Below are 19,747 nucleotides of genomic sequence, written 5' to 3'. Positions count from 1 at the left end.
TTTAAATGGACTTACATTTCTCATATGGTTAATTAAAATTATTTATTTTCGATTATGCTGATGGCGTAACCTCCGCCAGGGACAGATAATTGAGATAATTTTGATTTATTAGTTACAGCAATTTTTTTGATCGTGTAAGCTTGCGGATTAGTTTTGTAATGCGCATCTTTTGCATCGGCATAAATTGTTGCGGTATATTTTTTACCTTTTTCAAGGAAACTGAAATCGATGTTTGATGTACGGGAATTGTCTCCGTTTACGTTTCCAACAAACCAGTTGTTTGTTCCTTTTGCTTTACGGGCAACAGTGATAAAATCGCCTGGCTCAGCTTCAATGTATTTACTTTCAGACCAATCTACAGCCACATCTTTAATGAACTGGAAAGCATCTGGAAAACGGTTATAGTTCTCTGGAGTATCAGCAGCCATTTGCAACGGACTGTACATTGTAACGTATAATGCCAATTGATTTGCAATAGTACTGTTTACATGCGATTTGTTATCCGGATTCATTTTACTGATGTCCATTTCGAAGATTCCAGGAGTATAATCCATTGGACCTCCAATTAATCTTGTAAAAGGCAATACCGTAACGTGATTTGGTTTAGAGCCTCCAAACGCCTGGTATTCTGTTCCTCTTGCTGCTTCGTTTCCAATTAAATTCGGGTACGTTCTCGCAATTCCCGTTGGGCGAACTGCTTCGTGTGCATTCACCATAATTTTATAATCAGCTGCTTTTTCGATTGCATATTGATAATGATTTACAATCCATTGATCGTAATGGTTTTCACCGCGAGGCAAAATGTCTCCAACGTATCCGCTTTTTACAGCATCGTATCCATTGTCTTTCATGAACTGGTATGCTTTGTCCATATGACGCTCGTAGTTACGAACTGAACCTGAAGTTTCATGGTGCATGATGATTTTGATTCCTTTAGATTTTGCGTATTCGTGCAAACCTTTTACATCAAAATCAGGGTAAGGCGTTACGAAATCAAAAACATAATCTTTCGAATGGCCAAACCAGTCTTCCCAGCCTTCGTTCCATCCTTCAACCAAAACAGCGTCGAAACCATTTGCAGCAGCAAAATCAATGTATTTTTTTACGTTAGCATTGTTTGCTCCGTGTGTTCCGCTTGGTTTTGCTTTTGAGAAATCAGAAACACCCAATTGTACTGTCGGAAAATCGTTTGTGTACGACCAAGAGCTTTTTCCTGTAATCATTTCCCACCAAACACCAATGTATTTTACTGGTTTAATCCAGGAAGTATTATCAATTTTTGACGGATCGTTTAAGTTATAAGTCATTTTTGAAGCTAAGATTTCTCTTGCGTCATCGCTCACCATAATTGTTCTCCAAGGAGAGTGGCTCGGTGCCTGCATATAACCTTTATCTCCTTTTGCATCTGGCGTTAACCAAGATTCAAAAATCATGTTTTTGTCATCTAAATTCAAATGCATACAAGAATAATTGATCAAAGCCGCTTCGTGCAGGTTGATGTAAATTCCGTCATTTGTTTTTAACATCAAAGATGTCTGAACTCCTGTTGGAGAAAAGTTCTTTTGCGAAACGTTTGCTGTGTATGCTTTTTCAGATAAACCTCTAATTTCAGACAATTTCGATTTGGTATAATCGTATTCCTGAGTATCGTAATCCCCCGGAATCCAAAATGCCGTGTGGTCGCCCGCCATTGCAAATTGTGTTCTTTCTTCTTTGATTACGAAATACGTAAGGTTCTTTTGAGCTGGAAATTCATATCTAAATCCAAGTCCATCCTCAAACAAGCGAAAACGAATTACGATTTGTCTGTCCGTTCCTTTTTGATTTAAAGTAACAGCCAATTCATTATAGTGATTTCTGATGTTGTCCACTTCTCCCCAAACTGGTTTCCAGGTTTCATCAAAAGTGGCTGTTTTTGTATCCACAACAGTAAAGTCATTCAATAAAGATTTTTTGTCATCTTTAAGTTCAAGACCTAATTTACTTGCTTTTACTACCTCTTTATTTTTGTATTTTAAGCTGTAAGTTGGGGTTCCGTCGCTTTGAAGCGAAAATTCCATTACGAACTTTCCTTCGGGTGATTTTAATTGTTGTGCTTTTGCAATGGAGCTAAAAGCAAACAAGATTAAACTTGCGAAAAATAAGTTTTTCATGTTTTTTGATTTTAAGAGTATTAATTTATTTGTACAAATTTACCTGCGATTTCAGGTTTTCCGTTAACTACAATAGTTAAATTCTGGTCTCCATCTACGGTAAAAGTTGTTTCGTTATGATTTACAGCTACTTTCAAAATTTGATTTCTGAAATTAATTTTAAACGAATAGCCTTTCCATTCTTTTGGAATTTTCGGAGAAAAATGAAGCTGGTCATTTTTAACACGCATTCCTCCAAAACCTTCCACAATGCTCATCCAGGTCCCAGCCATTGATGTAATGTGACAACCTTCTTCTACTTCTTTATTGTAATCATCTAAATCCAGACGAGAAGTTCTTAAATAGAAAGTATACGCCATATCCATTTTGTCTAAAACAGCGGCCTGAATTGAGTGAACACAAGGCGAAAGTGAACTTTCATGAACCGTAAAAGACTCATAAAAATCAAAATTACGTTCTAATTCTTCTTTAGAAAAATGATCTTCGAAGAAATAGAAACATTGTAAAACATCGGCTTGTTTAATATAAGGAGAACGCAATACGCGATCCCAAGACCATTTTTGATTGATTGGTCTTTGTGAACGGTCTAAGTCTTTTACCGGAACTAAATCTTTGTCTAAGAAACCATCTTGCTGTAAATAAATACCCAATTCTTTTGAAATAGGGAAGTACATGTCATCAGCAACTTTTTTCCATTCCTGAATTTCATTAGCAGATAACTTCACTTTTTCAAGAACACGTTTGTGATCAGCAGGATATTCCAGCGCCACTTTATTAATTTGTTCCGATGCATAATCAATACACCATTTTGCAATATAATTGGTATAGAAATTATTGTTGATGTTATTCTCATATTCATTTGGACCTGTAACGCCCAAAATCACATATTGATTTTTTTCTTTAGAGAAAGAAGCTCTCTGATGCCAGAAACGCGCAATTCCGATTAAAACTTCCAGACCTTTTTCAGGAATATAAGAGTAATCTCCGGTAAAACGGTGGTAATTATAAATCGCAAAAGCAATTGCACCATTTCTGTGAATTTCTTCGTGTGTGATTTCCCATTCGTTGTGGCACTCTTCTCCATTCATGGTAACCATCGGATACAGCGCTGCACCGTTTTTGAAACCTAAATTGTCCTTCGCGTTTTCAATCGCTTTATCCAATTGATTGAAACGGTATGTCAATAAGTTTCTCGCGACCTGTTGATCTTTTGTAGCCATGTAAAACGGAATGCAATACGCCTCAGTATCCCAATAAGTAGATCCACCGTATTTTTCTCCGGTAAAACCTTTTGGCCCAATATTCAAACGAGAATCTTTTCCTAAATAGGTTTGATTTAATTGAAAAATGTTAAAACGAATTCCTTGTTGTGCTTTTACGTCGCCATCAATGGTAATATCTGACATTTCCCAGATTTTGTTCCAGGCGTCAATTTGATTTTGAAGTAAAGTATCATATCCTAAATTAACGGCAGCTTTAATTGTTTTTTCGGCTGCAGCCAAAGTGTTTTCGTGATTTAAAGAAACCGTATATCCGCCAATTTTCTGAATGGATGAGGTTTGTCCTTTAGCGATAATGGTTCCGTAAGTAAACTGAACTTTATCTGTTGTTGAATCGATTGTTGAAGGCGAAATGTTTACGTTTTCCCCATTTGCAAAAATCGTATTGTGCATGAAAGTCGTAACTTTAAAATGCGTTTTAAAAGTCTGCGCCGTTACAAAAGCCTCGTTTGCCCCTTTTTTTACTTCAAGAGGTTCCCAGAATTTTTCTTCCCAGTTGGCATCTTCATTGGTAACTCCTGCGTCGATATAAGGTTTGTAAACAATTTTAGCATCTTTGTTTAAAGGCGTGATTTCGTATTTGATAATTCCGGCTTCATCCAAATCCAAAGAAAGGAAACGACGAATGTTTACGGCGATCTCAGTTCCGTTTTTCAGTGTCGCTTCAAAAGAACGGTTGTACCATCCTTCTTTCATATTCAATTCTCTACGGAAGTTTTTAACAGCTGTACAAGTATTTAAATCTAAGTTTTCCTCGTTGATTTTAACGTCAATTCCAATCCAGTTTGGCGCGTTTAATACTTTCGCAAAATATTTTGGATATCCGTTTTTCCACCAGCCCACTTTAGTTTTGTCCGGGTAATAAATTCCGGCGATATAACTTCCCTGAAAAGTTTCGCCAGAGTATGTTTCTTCAAAATTGGCACGTTGTCCCATAGCACCGTTCCCGATACTAAAAAGACTCTCAGACGATTTTACTCTTTCTACATCAAATCCTTCTTCTATGATGGACCAATTGTCTGGTTTTATATAATCTTGATTCATTTCTATAATTAGATAATGTGGCAATTTGATAATTAGATAATTGCCTTAGTTCGTAATAATTTTTTACATTGATAGCTTAGTAATTTGTGAATTAGAAGATTTGTCGATAAGAGTATTATCTTATTGACACATTTTCTAATTATCCAATTAACTGGTCTATAAAGCTTGTTGTGATTTGGGTAAAATCTTTAAAAATATAATCAGCTTCATGTAAAATTGTTTCCTCACCAATTCCAACACTTACCATTTCTCCTCTGTTTGCTGCCTGAATTCCGGCAACAGAATCTTCAAACACAATTGAATTTTTTGGATCAATATTTAATAATTGAGCCGCTTTTAAGAAAACCTCCGGATCTGGTTTGGCATTGGTAACGTCGTTTCCGTCAACAATAACATCGAAATACGAAAGGATTCCTGTTTTTTCAAGGATAGGTCGGGCATTTTTACTCGCAGAACCCAACGCAATTCCCTGGTTTTTATCTTTTAATAATTGCAGAATTTTAAAAACTCCAGGAAGAATCTCGCTTTCATCCATGTCAACTAAATAAGATAAGTAATCTTCATTTTTTTGAATTAACCATTTGTCTTTGTCTTCCTGCGAAGCCTGAACATTTCCTAATCCAAGTATAATATCTAACGAACGCACACGGCTAACGCCTTTAAGCAGTTCGTTGTCTTCATGCGTAAAATTTATATTTAAAGACTGAGCGATTTTTTGCCAGGCTAAAAAATGGTATTTGGCGGTATCGACGATCACGCCATCAAGATCGAATATGAATGCTTTTTTCATTACAAGGGAAATTCTTATTTTATGATTTTTGAACAGTATCGTCTACATCTTTTACTTTATAGACTAAAAGAGCAGCAATTAGAAAACTTACGCCACTTGTGATTAAGGCATAAATCGCATCGCCATTGTAAAGATATTTTACAATTGGACCTCCAATAAGAGCATTTACAATTTGTGGAATAACAACAAAGAAGTTGAAGATTCCCATGTAAACCCCCATTTTTTTAGGAGCAATTGATCCTGCAAGAATAGCATAAGGCATAGCCAAAATACTAGCCCAGGCAACACCAATTAAAATCATAGGAAGTACAACCCAGTCTTCATTTGGCATAAAATAAATGGAAATCAATCCGATTCCTCCAATGATAAGTGATACGGCATGAGTAGATTTACGGCCGATTTTTTTAGCGATATACGGTAAGAAAAAAAGTGCGATAATAGCAGAAACTAAATTGTAAACTCCAAATAAAATTCCGACCCAATCCCCAGCATCCTGATATTGCTGACTTGAAGTGTCATTTAATGGCAATCCGTAAATGTGATGTGCAATTGCTGGAGTTGTAAATACCCACATTCCGAATAATCCAAACCATGAAAAAAACTGAACCCAACTAAGCTGCCGCATTGTTGTTGGCATTTTTGCAAAATCAGTAAAAATATCTGTTAGTTTTGCTTTTTCGTCAGAAGGAATATCAATTTCACTTTGAGGGTCTTCAAAATTGGCCAATTCTTGCGGAGTATATTCTTTTGTTGTAAAAAGTGTTACCAGAATTGATCCAATTAAAACTGCAGCTCCAATGATAAATGATAATTTCAGATTTAAAGGAATAGTTCCGGCAGCAGCATTGTTTGAAACATGAAAATACTTTGTTAAAACATATGGTAATGCTGAACCAATTACAGCTCCAAAACCAATTAAGGAGGTTTGGATACTAAATCCGGCAGTACGTTGATCTGTTCTTAAATTATCACCAACTAGAGCACGAAATGGCTCCATAGCAATATTGAAAGAAGCATCCATAATCATTAACATTCCGGCTCCAACCCATAAAGCTGGTAATACAGAAATAAAAATGTTAGCCTGTGGCATTAAAATTAATCCAACTGAAGCTAAAACAGCACCTGCAAGAAAAAAAGGTTTTCGTCTTCCAAATTTCCCCCAAGTTTTATCGCTGTAATGACCAATAACGGGTTGCACTATTAATCCCATAAGGGGAGCAATAATCCAAAACCATGATAGTTCATGTACTTCGGCACCAAAAATTTGAAGAATTTTACTGGCATTTGCATTCTGAAGTGCAAACCCCATTTGTATTCCTAAGAAACCGAAACTCATGTTCCAAATTTCCCAGAAACTTAATTTACGCTTTTCCATTATCGTAATTAAATCATTAATTAGACGATAAGCGCTTTGCTTATCAAAACTTACTGTTTTTTCGAAGTAAAAGTAAAAGCTTTGACGGCCGTAAAAGTATAAATTATTTTTAGATAAATGCTAACAAAAAAGCCATAAATATTTTTTATGGCTTTAGAAAGGGTTGATTTTAAGAATTTTAGTCAGTAGATTCTCTTTTTATTAAATGTGTTTCTATAACTTCTGTAGTGTAATTTTCGTTTTCCTCGTCATCATCGTCGTGTTCTGCTTCAAGCCTTTCAATTAGCATTTTAGCAGCTTTATTTCCCATTTTTTCACCACTCTGACTTACGGTTGTAATGCTTGGCGTTGAGTATTTGGAAATAATTCCGTCAGTAAAAGCAATTACAGCCAAATCTTCAGGAACTTTAAGCCCCATTTTGCTGGCCGTTTTAATAATTGTTACTGCAAAAAGTTCATTTACAGCAAAAACAGCATCAAAAGCCCTGTCATGCAAAAGCTGGCTAATTGTAATTTCACAAGTATCTACATCTTCAATTTTGATAATTAAATCTTCGTTGAAAGGCAATCCGTTGTCTAAAAGTGCTTTTTCGTAACCGTCCGTTCTTAGTTTTCCAACACTTACATAATCGACAGTTGTTACAAGAGCGATCTTTTTTCTGCCATTGTCAATCAAACTCTGAACCGCTTCATAGGCTGCTGCTTTATCATCAATAATTACCTTATCGCATAAAATATCATTGGTAACACGGTCAAACATTACGACTGGCATTCCCTGATTGATAACCTCGGTAATGTGGTGAAAGTCGCCTTTATACTGGGTTTCTTTCGAAAGAGACATAATAAAGCCGTCGATGCTTCCGTTGGCTAACATCTCCATATTCAGGACTTCCTTGTCGAAAGAATCATCAGACAAACAGATGACAACACTATAGCCATTTTCGTTCGCAACCTGCTCAATTCCGTTGATCACCGTAGAGAAAAAATAATGTACAATTTCCGGAATGATAATACCAATACTTTTGGTTTTCCGATTTTTTAAACTAAGGGCAATATTGTTGGGTTTATAGTTGTAAAACTTTGCAAAAGCCTGGACTTTTAAGCGCGTTTCTTCACCTATTTCTAAGCTGTTTCTTAGTGATTTTGAGACAGTTGAAATAGATACGTCTAGTTCCTTCGCAATCTGTTTTAAAGTGATTTTACGTTTCATAGGTATTATTGAAAAAAATCTAATTAATAATAAAGGTATCTTTTATTTTCTGATTTAGCATTTTTTGACTTAAAAGATTACAAAAAATAGAAAGTTTTCAACACTACCACGTTTTCGTAACTCAATTAAAATAGTCTCTGGTCGAGCATGTTAATAAATTCCTAATTTTGAAATTCGAAGTAAAATTAAAAACTTAACTAACAATCACAAACTCAAACTAATTTAAACAAAAAGTATGAAAACAATTTACAAAAAGTTGTTATTTTTATTCCTATTGTTGCCATTTACTGTGTTAGCTCAAAACACTCTAAATGGGACTGTTGTAGATAAAGCAACAGGACAGCCAATACCGGGAGTAAATGTAAATGTACAAGGTGCTCCAAGCGGTGCATCAACAGGATTTGATGGTAATTACCAACTATCAGGTGTTAAAAGCGGAAACAAAATTGTTGTTTCTTTTATTGGCTACAAAACACAAACCCTTGATTACAGTGGACAAAAAACATTAAACGTTTCTTTAGAAGAAGATACAAATCAACTTAAAGAAGTTGTAGTACAAGTAGGTTATGGAACTGTTAAGAAAAAAGATGCAACAGGTTCGGTATCTCAAATTTCTGCAAAAGAATTTAATAAAGGAATTAATGTAACTCCAGAGAGTTTAATTAGTGGTCGTATTGCAGGTGTTAACGTTACAGGAGGCGGAGCACCAGGAGCAAAAGCGGATATTAGAATTCGTGGAGGATCATCATTAACTGCTTCAAATGAGCCATTAATCGTTTTAGACGGATTGCCTTTAAGTAATAGCGTTCCAAGTGGGGCGACAAGTATCTTATCTACAATTGATCCTAATGATATTGAGTCATTTACAGTTTTAAAAGATGCTTCTGCAGCAGCGATTTACGGATCAAGAGCTGCAAATGGTGTAATTGTAATTACAACTAAAAAAGGTACAAAAGGTGGCGTAAAAGTTAACTTTAGTTCTCAGGTTGGTATCAACACAGTAGCAAATCAGGTTGATGTATTAAGTGCTGATCAATTTCGTGAATTAGTAAATACCAAAGGTTCAGCAGCTCAACAAGCTTTAATGGGTACTGCAAATACAAACTGGCAGGATGAAATTTTCCATACTGCACTCACAACAAACAATAACATATCTGTTAGTGGTTCTTTATTTAATAAATTACCAGTACGTTTATCTGTAGGAAATGTTGATAATCCTGGAATCCTTAGAAACACTTCTTTTGAAAGAACTACGACATCGTTATCGTTAAATCCGGTTTTATTTGATAATCATTTAAAAATTGATATTAGCGGAAATTTATCTTTTGGAAAAAATCAATTTCAGGATGAAGGAGCAGTAATTGGAAGTGCTATCGGTTTTGATCCTACACAATCAGTTTATAGTGCAGGTTCTCGTTACGGAGGATATTTTGAATGGTTGGAAGCTAACGGAAACTTGCCATTATTACCAGCAAGAAACCCAGTAGCAAGATTAAACCAAGACGAGAGAAGAGCAACTTCAACAAGAAAATGGGGAAATGTTAGATTAGATTATAAATTACATTTCTTTGAAGATTTAAGAGCTGTTGTAGAGGCAGGTATCGATAGGTTCGATAGCAGTGGTTACACAGAAGTTAGTACTCAAAGTGCTTTAGGATACCAGCCACAGCCTTTTAATAGTCCTAATTATGTGAATTTAGGAAATTATTCAAACTACACTGACATGTTGCAAAATAAAAACTTAAATGCGTATTTTAACTATACTAAAGATTTAGGGAAAATTAAAATTGATGCAACAGCCGGTTACAACTATCAATTGTTTCAAAAAGAAAAATATCAATCTGGAGAAACAAGACAGCCAAATCCGAATGAGGATGTTGCTACAGATCCCGATATTAATTTACAATCTTATTTTGGACGTTTAACATTGAATTATGATAGCCGCTATTTAGCGACAGTAAATTATAGAAGAGATGGAACTTCACGTTTCTCTGAAGCAAACAGATGGGGTAATTTTGGAGGAGTTGCTTTAGCATGGAATATTGCTGAAGAAGAATTCTTAAAAGGTAATGAGACTTTATCAAGTTTAAAATTAAGATTTGGATACGGTACAACAGGACAACAAGATATTCCTGCTCAGTATGATTATTTAAGACGTGTTACTTTAGGAACAATTAATACACAATATATTTTTGGCGGTCAGATATATTCTACTGCAAGACCAGAAGGTTATAACGAAAATATTAAATGGGAAGAATTAGCTGAAACTAACGTGGGTATCGATTTTGGTTTCCTAAATGATAGAATTACTGGTACAGTAAACTACTTTGATAAAAAATCAAGTGATTTATTAGCTGATGTCGTAGTTCCTGATGGGGCAAACATTAGAAATCAGGGTACTTACAATATTGGTAGTGTTAGAACTAAAGGTATTGAGTTTAATATTCAGTCAGATATCATTAAAAATGACAATTTAACTTGGAATGTTGCTTTCAATACAACTTATATTGATCAAAAAATCACAGATTTAGGAATTACTGTTCCTGGTTTCCAAGGTTACCTTTCTGGAGATAATATTGCAGGAGGTGCTGGAAATAAAATTCAGGTTAACTCAGTAGGTTATGCGCCTAACTCATTCTTAGTTTACGAGCAATTATATGACGCCAACAAGAAACCTATTGCTGGTGCATATGTAGACAGAAATGGTGATGGAAAATTAGACGATGCTGATCGTTACAGATTCCACAAACCAGCACCAGATTATACATTCGGTTTGTTTTCTACTTTAAACTACAAAAAGTTTGATTTTACAATGAACTGGAGAGCAAGTTTAGGGAATTACATTTTTGATAACGTAAGTTCTAATTTAGGTTACTCAGATGCAGGTTTAAGGAGACAAACAGATTTATCTAATGTAAGTTCAGATTATCTTAATACTGGTTTCACTTTTGAAGATAATGGTACCTCACGTTATTTGTCTAACTATTTTATTAAAGATGCTTCTTTTATCAAACTTGACAATGTAACTCTCGGGTACACTTTTGATAAGACATTACTTAAAGCAGCTTCTTTAAGATTCACAGCTGGAGTTCAAAATGTTTTTGTTCTTACAAAATATGACGGTTTAGATCCAGAGAAATTCAACGGAATCGATAACAATGTTTATCCAAGAGCCAGAACTTTCTTGTTTGGAGTAAATGCAAGTTTCTAATAGAATATTGAAAACAAATTTTAAAAACAAATAAAATGAAAATATCATTTAAATATATATCTTACTTTTTCCTATTCATTTTGGGATTAAGTATGACGCTTACCTCGTGTACAGACGATTTAAACGTGACACCGGGCGATGATGATGAGTTTCTGTCTGAGTCATTTTTTAAAGATCCGGCATCATACAAACAAGTATTAGCAAAGTTATATGCGGGTTTGTATGTAGGAGGAAATGATGGAGATGGGCAAGCTGATATTGCGGGAATTGGAGGAGATTTTAGTAGCTACTTGAGATTACTTTTTGTAACTCAGGAATTACCGACTGATGAAGCGGTTATTGCTTGGGCTGATGGTACTTTACCAACAATCAATACTCAAACATGGTCACCTGCAAACGAATTTTTAGCGGGAACATTTTCAAGAGCATTCTATGAAATTAGTGTTGCCAATGAATTTTTAAGACAAACAACAGATGAAAAATTGAATGAAAGAGGTGTTGATGCTAATCTTAAAGCTGAAATTGCAACTTTTAGAGCTGAAGCTCGTTTTTTAAGAGCATTTTCTTATTATAACTTAATGGATTTGTTCGGAAATGTTCCAATTACTACAGAAAACGATCCAGTAGGTTTCTTTTATCCGGAACAAAAAACAAGAGCTGAAGTTTTTGCTTTTCTTGAATCTGAATTGAAAGATTTAGATAATAGCTTAGCTGCGCCAAAAACAAACGAGTACGGAAGAATTGATAAAACAGCAGCTAAATTTTTACTAGCTCAAATTTATTTGAACTCTAAAGTTTATACAGGTACAGACAGAAATAATGATGCAGCTGTATTGTGTAATGACATTATTACAAGTTCAGGATACACATTTGCAAATGTTCCTTACAACTATTTGTTCTGTGCTGATAATGACAAAAATGGCGCGCAATCAGAATTTATTTTTCCGATTATAGGTGATGGAAATGCTATTAGAGCTATTGGTGGAGGAATGAGTTTTATTATTCATGCTTCTATCGGTGGAAGTATCGATGCTTCTTCAAGAGGTATGGACGGTGGATGGTTCGGGACAAGAACTCGTAAAGAGTTCGTTGCTCTTTTTCCTGATGAAACTGCAACTGGAGATAAAAGAGGAACATTCCATACAGATGGCCAGTCTTTAGACATTAACAATATTGGAACTTTTACAGATGGATATGCAGTTACAAAGTATATCAATAAAAAGGCGGACGGTTCTGCAGCGCAAAGAACTGATATGCCAGATACTGATTTTCCTATGTTCAGATTATCTGATGCTTACCTAATGTACGCTGAGGCTACTGTGAGAGGTGCGTCTTCAGGGAATATTACAACTGCTGTAGGTTACATAAATAAAATCAGAACCAGAGCAAATGCTACACAAATTGCTGCAGCAGATTTAACTCTTGATTTTATTTTGAATGAAAGAGGAAGAGAATTGTTCTGGGAATGCCACAGAAGAACTGATTTAATTCGTTTTGGAAAATTCACAGGTGGATCTAAAATCTGGCAATGGAAAGGTGGTACTATGAATGGTACTTCAACTGAATCTTATAGAGATTTAATGCCTATTCCTTCTAGAATTATTCAGGCAAATCCAACTTTGAAACAAAATCCAGGATACTAACACCTTTATAAAACAGTAAAATGAAAAATATATATAAAATTTTAATCGCATTTATTGGTGTATTGGCGGTGTCATGTAATGCTGATGCTGTAGATGATAGACCAATAGTTTCAGCTGTTTCAGTGCCAGAAATTACTTCGCCAGCAACTGGACAAGCGTTTGTTTTAGATGCAGATAAACCATCTGAAGAAGTAGCAAAATTTACATGGTCGGCTGCAACATATTCAGCAGCTGTAGTAGTAAAATACAGTTTGTTAATTGATAAAAAAGGTGGGGATTTTAAGGCTGCGAAAACACTTGCAACTACAAGTAGTGTTACAGAGGCTACGATACTTGCTAAAGATTTAAATCAAGCAGCAATTGATCTTGGTGCAGCAACAGAAGTTGTTTCTCAGTTTGATGTAAAAATTACTTCAAATGTTGCAGGTGCTATTCCACAAGAAGGAACAAAGCTAATTACAATTAGTGTGACTCCTTACACAGGAAGAGTTGATTATAACTTTACAGAATGGTATTTAGTTGGAGACGCAACTGTTTCAGGATGGGATAACAATAAAGGAAATCAAATCTTATTTAGAAATCCAAAAAATTCAAACGAATATAAGTTTACTGGATTCTTTAAAAAAGGATATTTCAAAACAATTTCAAACTTAGGAAGCTGGGCTCCAATGTATGGTGGTTCAGGTGGAACTTTAGTGTACAGAGGGACAGAATCTGATCCGGATCCTGCTAGTTTTGAAATTCCAGCTGAAGGATACTATACCTTCATTATGGATGTTGATAAATTAACGTATAAACTAACTCCTTATGATGCTTCTGCTGCAACATTATATGCAACAGTGGGTATTATTGGAGACAGTACTCCTGGTGGCTGGGATTCTTCTACACCAATGATCAAATCTACTTTCAACGGACACATTTGGAGTCTTGGTGTAACTGCTTTGAAAGATGGTGGTCTTAAATTTAGAGCAAATGATAGCTGGGATGTTTCATGGGGTGGTAATACTGCTTTCTCAGGAGGAGGAACTGGAGATAATATACCAGTAGCTAAATCTAAATATCTAATTTATTTCAATGATTTAGATGGAAGTTATTTAATGATTCCAAATCAAGAATAATATTTTTTGAAATATTTAAAAGGGCTATCTATGAAGGTAGCCCTTTTTTACTCCAACTAACTAATCAACCACTTTATGAAAAAAAATTTACTATTATTTTTTCTTTTGTTGTCAGCAATATCATTTGCACAACAGCAAACGGTAACTTATTCTGTAAGTCCAGCTACTTTTGAGGAAAACACCGCTGTTACCGTTACAATTAACGGAAGCAGTATCAATGAAGCTACATGGGGCGTTACAGATCATTCCCTTTATATGTGGGCATGGGCTTTTGATACCAATGATACTACGCAGAAAGGCACACCTAATAATGGAGCATGGGAGGCATCAAGTGATGCGAGTAAATTTACTTATAACTCCGCATCCGATACTTATACAAAAACCATTACGCCAACAACCTATTATAATGTAACGGGAATTGGTAAAATCGGACTTTTGATTAAAGCAAAAAACGGTACTGGAGATAAAAAATCACAGGATATTCTGATTGAAGTAGGTTCTTTTCAGGTAACCTTAACTTCTCCTGTTGAAAACAGTAGTACAATAATAGCGTCAGGTTCAAATTTTAATATTACTGCAACAAATACAAATGGGGCAGCAAGCTATTCTTTAAAAGCAAATGGATCAGTAATTAACACGGTGGCAAGTGCATCAAGTTATACTTATTCTCATACTAATCTTGTTAGCAATCAAAGTTATGAGCTGTTAGTAACGCAGGGAACGACTACTATTTCTAAAAAGTTTTCTGTTGTTGTAAATCCAAATACCGTTTCTGAAGCTATGCCTTCAGGATTAGTTGATGGGATTAATTATAATACTACTGACGCTACAAAAGCAACTTTAGTTTTAGATGCTCCTCTGAAAGATTTCGTTTACGTTGCCGGAAGTTTTAACAATTGGCAGCCTTCTTCGGCTTATGCGATGAAGAAAGATCCAACATCGGGTAAATTTTGGTTAGTATTAACGGGATTAGTTTCTGGAGAAAATAATACATATCAATATTGGGTAGTTGACGCAACTCCGCTGGCAAACTCTCCTTCAATGGTAAAAACGGCAGATCCCTATTCCACTTTGGTTTTGTCGCCTTATGATGATGGCGGAATTCCGGCAGCTTCATATCCAAATATGCCAGTTTATCCGGCAGGACAAAATTTTGAAGTTACAGTTCTTAAAACAGGACAAACGCCTTACAATTGGCAGGTAACGAATTTTACAAAACCAGAAAAAGATAAATTGGTTGTGTATGAAGTCTTAGTACGTGATTTTGACGCAGTAAGAAACTACCAAAGTTTAATTGATAAAATAGAATATTTTAAAACACTTAAAATAAATGCAATTGAACTGATGCCGGTAATGGAATTTGAAGGCAATGAGAGCTGGGGTTATAATACTTCATTTCATATGGCATTGGATAAATTTTACGGTACTTCTGATAAATTAAAAGAGCTTATCGATTTATGTCACCAAAACGGAATTGCAGTTATCCTTGACGTGGCTTTAAATCACGCTTTTGGTAGGAATCCGATGGTAAGAATGTGGATGAATGATGCTGACGGAGATGGTTTTGGTTCGCCAACAGCCGAAAATCCTTATTTTAATACTGTTGCTAAACATAGTTATAGTGTTGGAGAGGATTTTAATCACCAGTCATTAAAAACGCAATATTATGTGGAGCGAGTGGTTAAGCAATGGATTGAAGAGTATAAAATTGATGGTTTCCGTTGGGATTTAACTAAAGGTTTTACTCAGGTTTGTACAGCTGCAGATGAGGCTTGTACTAATAGGTACCAGCAAGATAGAGTGGATATTTTGAAAAAATATGCAGACTATTCATGGAGTCTTGATCCAACGCATTATACTATTTTCGAACATTTAGGATCTGATGCCGAAGAACAGGAATGGGCAAACTACAAAATCACTGAAACACCGAGTAAAGGTATTATGATGTGGGGAAAAATGACGGATCAATACAATCAATTGTCAATGGGATACCCTACAGAGAATAATATTTCGAGAATGATGAGTTCAAGCCGTGGTTTTACAGCAAACCGTTTGATGGGTTATGCTGAAAGTCATGATGAAGAACGTTTGATGTATAAAAATATACAATACGGAAATTCGTCAGGAAGTTATAATGTTAAAACATTAAATACAGCATTGTCAAGAATGTCAGCAATTGGAGCAGTTTCATTGTTGATTCCAGGGCCGAAAATGATTTGGCATTTTGGAGAGTTAGGCTGGGATGATTCTATTTTTACCTGTAAAGATGGAAGTGTAAATGATGCTTCGGGAACTCTTTCCGGAGATTGTAAATTAGATACAAAACCACAGCCACAATGGGCGGAAAATTGGTTAGGAAATACGAATCGAAATAAAATTTATTATGATTGGGCTAAAATGATTAATCTTAAAGTAACGGAACCAGTGTTTTTAGGTACTCCTACAATGGCAAATACCAATACTTTAACGGTAAATGTAAAAATCACAAACAGTGCTCTTGCTGCAACACAATTAAAAGATGTACTGATTTTAGCCAATTTTGATGTAACAGCGAAAAATGTAGCCACTGGTTTTCAATACACCGGTACATGGTATAATTTAATGGATAATACTTCTATGAATGTAACAGATGTTAATGCTACGATAAATTTGGCACCTGGAGAATATAGAATTTATGGAAACAAAACAGCTAATCTGGCAATTCCTGAATTTGAAAAAGAGAATTCGGTTAATTTATACCCAAATCCGGTTTTAAATCATTTTACATTAAATATTACTCCAACAAAAGTTCAGGTTTATGCAATATCAGGTCAATTGGTAAAAAGCTTTTCTCCAAATGGGAATGTAGATTTTCAATATGGCGTAAGCGAATTAAAAACAGGATTATATGTTGTAAAGGCAGTAGATGAAAATAATAAAGTTCAGTTGATGAAATTTATTAAAAAGTAAAATTTTAAAGTACAGTCATTATTTAAAATGATGAATGTTTGGTTAGTTTAGTAATGAGAAAGGGCTGTCAATTTTTTTGACAGCCCTTTCAATTTTAAGTTGATTTGGTTTATTTTTTTTGATCGTATTCTCCGATCATAGAAAAATAGCCAAATGTTCCCAAGCCTAAAACGATTAATGGGGTGAGGATAAATAGGATAATAATTCCGAAGACCAAATCATCTTGTTTGTCTGATAAAAACTTGGGTAAGCCAAATTCAAACACACAAAAATAAGCAGCGGCAACGGAGAGTATAACCCATAAAACACCTAAAATTCTTTTAATTGTATTCATATTCTATGTAGGTATTAAAGGTGATTCGTTTTGTTTTTGTTATCAATGTAAACCATTCCAATTACAAAGCAGACTGAAGCAATAATGATAGGATACCAAAGTCCTTCAAGGTAAAAATCGGCTTTTCCACTAGCTTTTGCATGTGTTACAAAGTAAGTTGAAATGGCTGGAAGCAAGCCTCCAAAAATTCCATTTCCAACATGATAGGGCAGAGACATAGAAGTGTATCTGATTTTTGTTGGAAACATCTCTACTAAAAATGCAGCAATTGGTCCGTAGACCATTGTTACAAAAAGCACTTGGATAAAAACCCAAAAAATTAAGGTCCACTCATCTTCGGAGTTTATTTCGATCGAAATACTGCTTTGAGAATCTTTTTTATTGGCAAAATCTGTTTTCTTTTCTGTATACGAAGTTCCGTCTGTATAGGTTTTAGAAATAGTTGTTAAAATGTCATTATTTTTGGTTGTTTCAATATTTTTGGTTGTTTTTTCAACAATTTCGGTTTTGTAATTTACATTAGTGGTGTTGTACATTTCTTTGTAAATAGATCTGTAAGATAAAATCGCGAGCAACATTCCAAGCATCATAATGTATTTTCGACCTACTTTATCACTCAACCATCCAAAAACGATAAAAAAAGGAGTTCCGATTAATAGTGCGATTCCGAGTAAGCCATCAACTTGCGACGAATCTACATTCATCACCGTTTTCATAAAACTCATGGCGTAGAATTGCCCCGTATACCAAACGACTCCTTGTCCCATAGTAGCGCCAAAAAGAGCCAATAAAACAAATTTTAGATTATATCGGTTTCCGAAACTTTCTTTTAAGGGATTTGCACTTGTTGTCCCTTCTTTTTTGGCTTTTGCAAATACAGGAGATTCATCCATGTTTTTTCGAATCAAATAAGAAACTCCAACCATAACGATAGAAACCCAAAATGGAACACGCCATCCCCAAGTGTCAAAGTCTTCTGCTGAAAGAATATTTTTAGTAGCTAAGATAACCATCAATGAAATGAATAGCCCTACTGTTGCCGTAGTTTGAATCCAGGAAGTCCAATATCCTTTTTCACCAGCTGGGGCATGTTCCGCAACATAAGTCGCTGCGCCGCCATATTCGCCGCCAAGCGCAAGTCCTTGTAGTAAACGTAAAATTAAAACTAATAAAGGAGCCAAAAAACCTATAGTTTCATAACTTGGAATACAGCCTATTAAAAAGGTAGAACCACCCATTAATAATAAGGTAGCCATAAATGTATATTTTCGTCCAATAATATCTCCAAGTCTTCCAAAAAACAAAGCACCAAAAGGACGAACTACAAATCCGGCAGCAAAAGTCGCTAAAGTCGATAAAAATGCAGCTGTAGGATTATCACTGGGAAAGAATTTGGTTGAAATAACAACAGCTAAACTGCCAAAAATGTAAAAATCATACCATTCAATCATGGTTCCCATTGAAGAAGCCGAAATAACTTTCCAAATGCCTTTCGTAGAAGTTTTGCTCATAAAATGATCTATGTTTTTAGTAATAAATAAAAAATTAAGATATCATTTTACGAATATATAAGATATTTTTTTATTTAGTTGGTACTTTTTTAACAAAAACACGTTAATTGTTGACTTTACACTTTTTAATAGTATTTAAGTTTCAAACCGAGTAAATTTAGGATCAAGCACAAAACCTGGGGAGGAAATGTCAAAATAAAATAAGAAATTTGCAATCTAAGAATTTGAGATGACCCCTATAGAGCTTTTAAAATTTATGCTTCCCGATTTTTTAGTGGACCACTTTGATGTGGTTTCCATTACTAATTCTGAAGAAACATTAAATCTGTATTTTGAGGAGAAAATTCAGCCTCCTGCAGAGTTTAATACCTTGGAATTAGTGTCAAAGGGCTTTCAGGATGAAATTACCATTCAGGATTTCCCCCTACGTGGCAAGTATGTATATTTGCACATCAAAAGACGGCGCTGGACTAATAAAAACACAGGAGAGATTATTAAAAGAGACTGGCAGTTAGTGGCCAAAGGGACCCGTATGACTCAGGAGTTTGCGGCTTTTTTAAAAGAAATTAATAGATAACAGTGCTACCGATTGCCACACCATTGGTAGTTTCTTTGGAGTCAACGGAAAGAAGCTGCAAAGGCAATACAAAAAACACCTGAGTTCCTTTACTACATGGGTTCCAAGAGAACATGCCCATCAGTGGATTGTTTACCCTGACAATATGGGGACACATTTGTCAATTGACGAAGTTGCTTTATCTCAGGGAGAACTTTATACTATTGTGACCAACAAGAAATTCAAAGGCAAAAAAGGATCCTTAGTAGCTATTGTTGCCGGAACAAAAGCAGAAGAGGTTATTGAGCATATCAGTAAGATTGACTATAAAAAAAGAAAGCTGGTCAAAGAAATAACACTTGATATGGCTAACTCCATGAAATTAATCTCCAGGAGATGTTTTCCTAAAGCCATACAGGTCACCGATAGGTTCCATGTTCAAAAACTAGCTCTGGAAGCCTTGCAGGAGATCAGAATCAAGCATCGATGGGAGGCCATGGATTTTGAGAATCAATTGATATTGCAGGCAAAGAAGGAAAATAGGACTTATATTGCAGAGTTACTCCCTAATGG

The 19,747-nt window shown here is 35.1% G+C and carries 13 protein-coding genes; 6 read left to right on the top strand and 7 right to left on the bottom strand.

Features of this window, described 5'->3' with window-relative positions; translation table 11 throughout:
- Nucleotides 1-38 precede the first annotated feature (38 nt).
- The 5 genes from Q7C23_RS00065 to Q7C23_RS00045 all read right to left on the bottom strand — a co-directional run bounded on the left by Q7C23_RS00065 (nt 39) and on the right by Q7C23_RS00045 (nt 7,852).
- The gene (locus Q7C23_RS00065; RefSeq protein WP_375030620.1) at nt 39-2,153 is read right to left on the bottom strand and encodes a glycoside hydrolase family 97 protein; all 2,115 of its coding nucleotides are present in this window, start codon (nt 2,151-2,153) and stop codon (nt 39-41) included.
- A gap of 20 nt (nt 2,154-2,173) precedes the next feature.
- Nucleotides 2,174-4,477 (bottom strand): glycoside hydrolase family 65 protein, encoded by a 2,304-nt coding sequence (locus tag Q7C23_RS00060; RefSeq protein WP_375030619.1) that lies wholly within the window; start codon nt 4,475-4,477, stop codon nt 2,174-2,176.
- 139 nt (nt 4,478-4,616) lie between these two features.
- A complete protein-coding gene (gene pgmB, locus Q7C23_RS00055) occupies nt 4,617-5,267 on the bottom strand; it encodes a beta-phosphoglucomutase (RefSeq protein WP_375030618.1) in 651 nt (216 codons plus the stop codon).
- 19 nt (nt 5,268-5,286) lie between these two features.
- Nucleotides 5,287-6,642: an MFS transporter gene (locus Q7C23_RS00050; protein ID WP_375030617.1), complete on the bottom strand. Its 1,356-nt coding sequence runs from the start codon at nt 6,640-6,642 to the stop codon at nt 5,287-5,289.
- A 178-nt stretch (nt 6,643-6,820) separates the two neighbouring features.
- Nucleotides 6,821-7,852 (bottom strand): LacI family DNA-binding transcriptional regulator, encoded by a 1,032-nt coding sequence (locus tag Q7C23_RS00045; RefSeq protein WP_072970340.1) that lies wholly within the window; start codon nt 7,850-7,852, stop codon nt 6,821-6,823.
- 235 nt (nt 7,853-8,087) lie between these two features.
- On the opposite strand from Q7C23_RS00045, the gene Q7C23_RS00040 reads away from it, so the two are divergent.
- The 4 genes from Q7C23_RS00040 to Q7C23_RS00025 all read left to right on the top strand — a co-directional run bounded on the left by Q7C23_RS00040 (nt 8,088) and on the right by Q7C23_RS00025 (nt 16,773).
- Nucleotides 8,088-11,063, top strand: a complete 2,976-nt coding sequence (locus tag Q7C23_RS00040; protein ID WP_375030616.1) for a SusC/RagA family TonB-linked outer membrane protein — start codon at nt 8,088-8,090, stop codon at nt 11,061-11,063.
- A gap of 35 nt (nt 11,064-11,098) precedes the next feature.
- The gene (locus tag Q7C23_RS00035) at nt 11,099-12,706 is read left to right on the top strand and encodes a RagB/SusD family nutrient uptake outer membrane protein (RefSeq protein ID WP_375030615.1); all 1,608 of its coding nucleotides are present in this window, start codon (nt 11,099-11,101) and stop codon (nt 12,704-12,706) included.
- A 20-nt stretch (nt 12,707-12,726) separates the two neighbouring features.
- Nucleotides 12,727-13,824: a SusE domain-containing protein gene (locus Q7C23_RS00030; RefSeq protein WP_375030614.1), complete on the top strand. Its 1,098-nt coding sequence runs from the start codon at nt 12,727-12,729 to the stop codon at nt 13,822-13,824.
- A 75-nt stretch (nt 13,825-13,899) separates the two neighbouring features.
- Entirely contained in the window at nt 13,900-16,773 is a 2,874-nt protein-coding gene (locus tag Q7C23_RS00025) for an alpha-amylase family glycosyl hydrolase (protein ID WP_375030612.1), read from the top strand.
- Between the two features lie 109 nt (nt 16,774-16,882).
- Here the strand turns inward: Q7C23_RS00025 and Q7C23_RS00020 are convergent, their stop codons facing one another.
- Both Q7C23_RS00020 and Q7C23_RS00015 read right to left on the bottom strand, forming a co-directional pair.
- Nucleotides 16,883-17,107 carry a DUF6814 family protein gene (locus tag Q7C23_RS00020; RefSeq protein WP_375030611.1) on the bottom strand — a complete coding sequence of 75 codons (225 nt, stop codon included), beginning with the start codon at nt 17,105-17,107 and terminating at the stop codon, nt 16,883-16,885.
- 14 nt (nt 17,108-17,121) lie between these two features.
- Complete coding sequence (locus Q7C23_RS00015; protein WP_375030610.1) at nt 17,122-18,618, bottom strand: MFS transporter; 1,497 nt, start codon at nt 18,616-18,618, stop codon at nt 17,122-17,124.
- A 229-nt stretch (nt 18,619-18,847) separates the two neighbouring features.
- Between Q7C23_RS00015 and Q7C23_RS00010 the strand changes: the two genes are divergently transcribed.
- Both Q7C23_RS00010 and Q7C23_RS00005 read left to right on the top strand, forming a co-directional pair.
- The gene (locus Q7C23_RS00010) at nt 18,848-19,195 is read left to right on the top strand and encodes a transposase (RefSeq protein ID WP_375030609.1); all 348 of its coding nucleotides are present in this window, start codon (nt 18,848-18,850) and stop codon (nt 19,193-19,195) included.
- 157 nt (nt 19,196-19,352) lie between these two features.
- On the top strand, nt 19,353-19,747 hold a 395-nt coding region (locus tag Q7C23_RS00005), incomplete at its 3' end, for a transposase (RefSeq protein WP_375030608.1).

The sequence above is a fragment of the Flavobacterium sp. LAR06 genome, assembly GCF_041946075.1.
Classification (GTDB): Bacteria; Bacteroidota; Bacteroidia; order Flavobacteriales; family Flavobacteriaceae; genus Flavobacterium.
Note: the sequence above shows the minus strand (reverse complement) of the source record. Positions and strands in the feature narration are given on the sequence as shown.

Excerpts from the sequence above, each read along its gene's own strand:
- Q7C23_RS00035 (WP_375030615.1), top strand. The coding sequence starts at position 11,099 with ATGAAAATATCATTTAAATATATATCTTACTTTTTCCTATTCATTTTG.
- Q7C23_RS00030 (WP_375030614.1), top strand. The coding sequence starts at position 12,727 with ATGAAAAATATATATAAAATTTTAATCGCATTTATTGGTGTATTGGCG.
- Q7C23_RS00040 (WP_375030616.1), top strand. The coding sequence starts at position 8,088 with ATGAAAACAATTTACAAAAAGTTGTTATTTTTATTCCTATTGTTGCCA.
- Q7C23_RS00015 (WP_375030610.1), bottom strand. The coding sequence starts at position 18,618 with ATGAGCAAAACTTCTACGAAAGGCATTTGGAAAGTTATTTCGGCTTCT.
- pgmB (WP_375030618.1), bottom strand. The coding sequence starts at position 5,267 with ATGAAAAAAGCATTCATATTCGATCTTGATGGCGTGATCGTCGATACC.
- Q7C23_RS00010 (WP_375030609.1), top strand. The coding sequence starts at position 18,848 with ATGACCCCTATAGAGCTTTTAAAATTTATGCTTCCCGATTTTTTAGTG.
- Q7C23_RS00065 (WP_375030620.1), bottom strand. The coding sequence starts at position 2,153 with ATGAAAAACTTATTTTTCGCAAGTTTAATCTTGTTTGCTTTTAGCTCC.
- Q7C23_RS00050 (WP_375030617.1), bottom strand. The coding sequence starts at position 6,642 with ATGGAAAAGCGTAAATTAAGTTTCTGGGAAATTTGGAACATGAGTTTC.
- Q7C23_RS00060 (WP_375030619.1), bottom strand. The coding sequence starts at position 4,477 with ATGAATCAAGATTATATAAAACCAGACAATTGGTCCATCATAGAAGAA.
- Q7C23_RS00025 (WP_375030612.1), top strand. The coding sequence starts at position 13,900 with ATGAAAAAAAATTTACTATTATTTTTTCTTTTGTTGTCAGCAATATCA.
- Q7C23_RS00045 (WP_072970340.1), bottom strand. The coding sequence starts at position 7,852 with ATGAAACGTAAAATCACTTTAAAACAGATTGCGAAGGAACTAGACGTA.
- Q7C23_RS00020 (WP_375030611.1), bottom strand. The coding sequence starts at position 17,107 with ATGAATACAATTAAAAGAATTTTAGGTGTTTTATGGGTTATACTCTCC.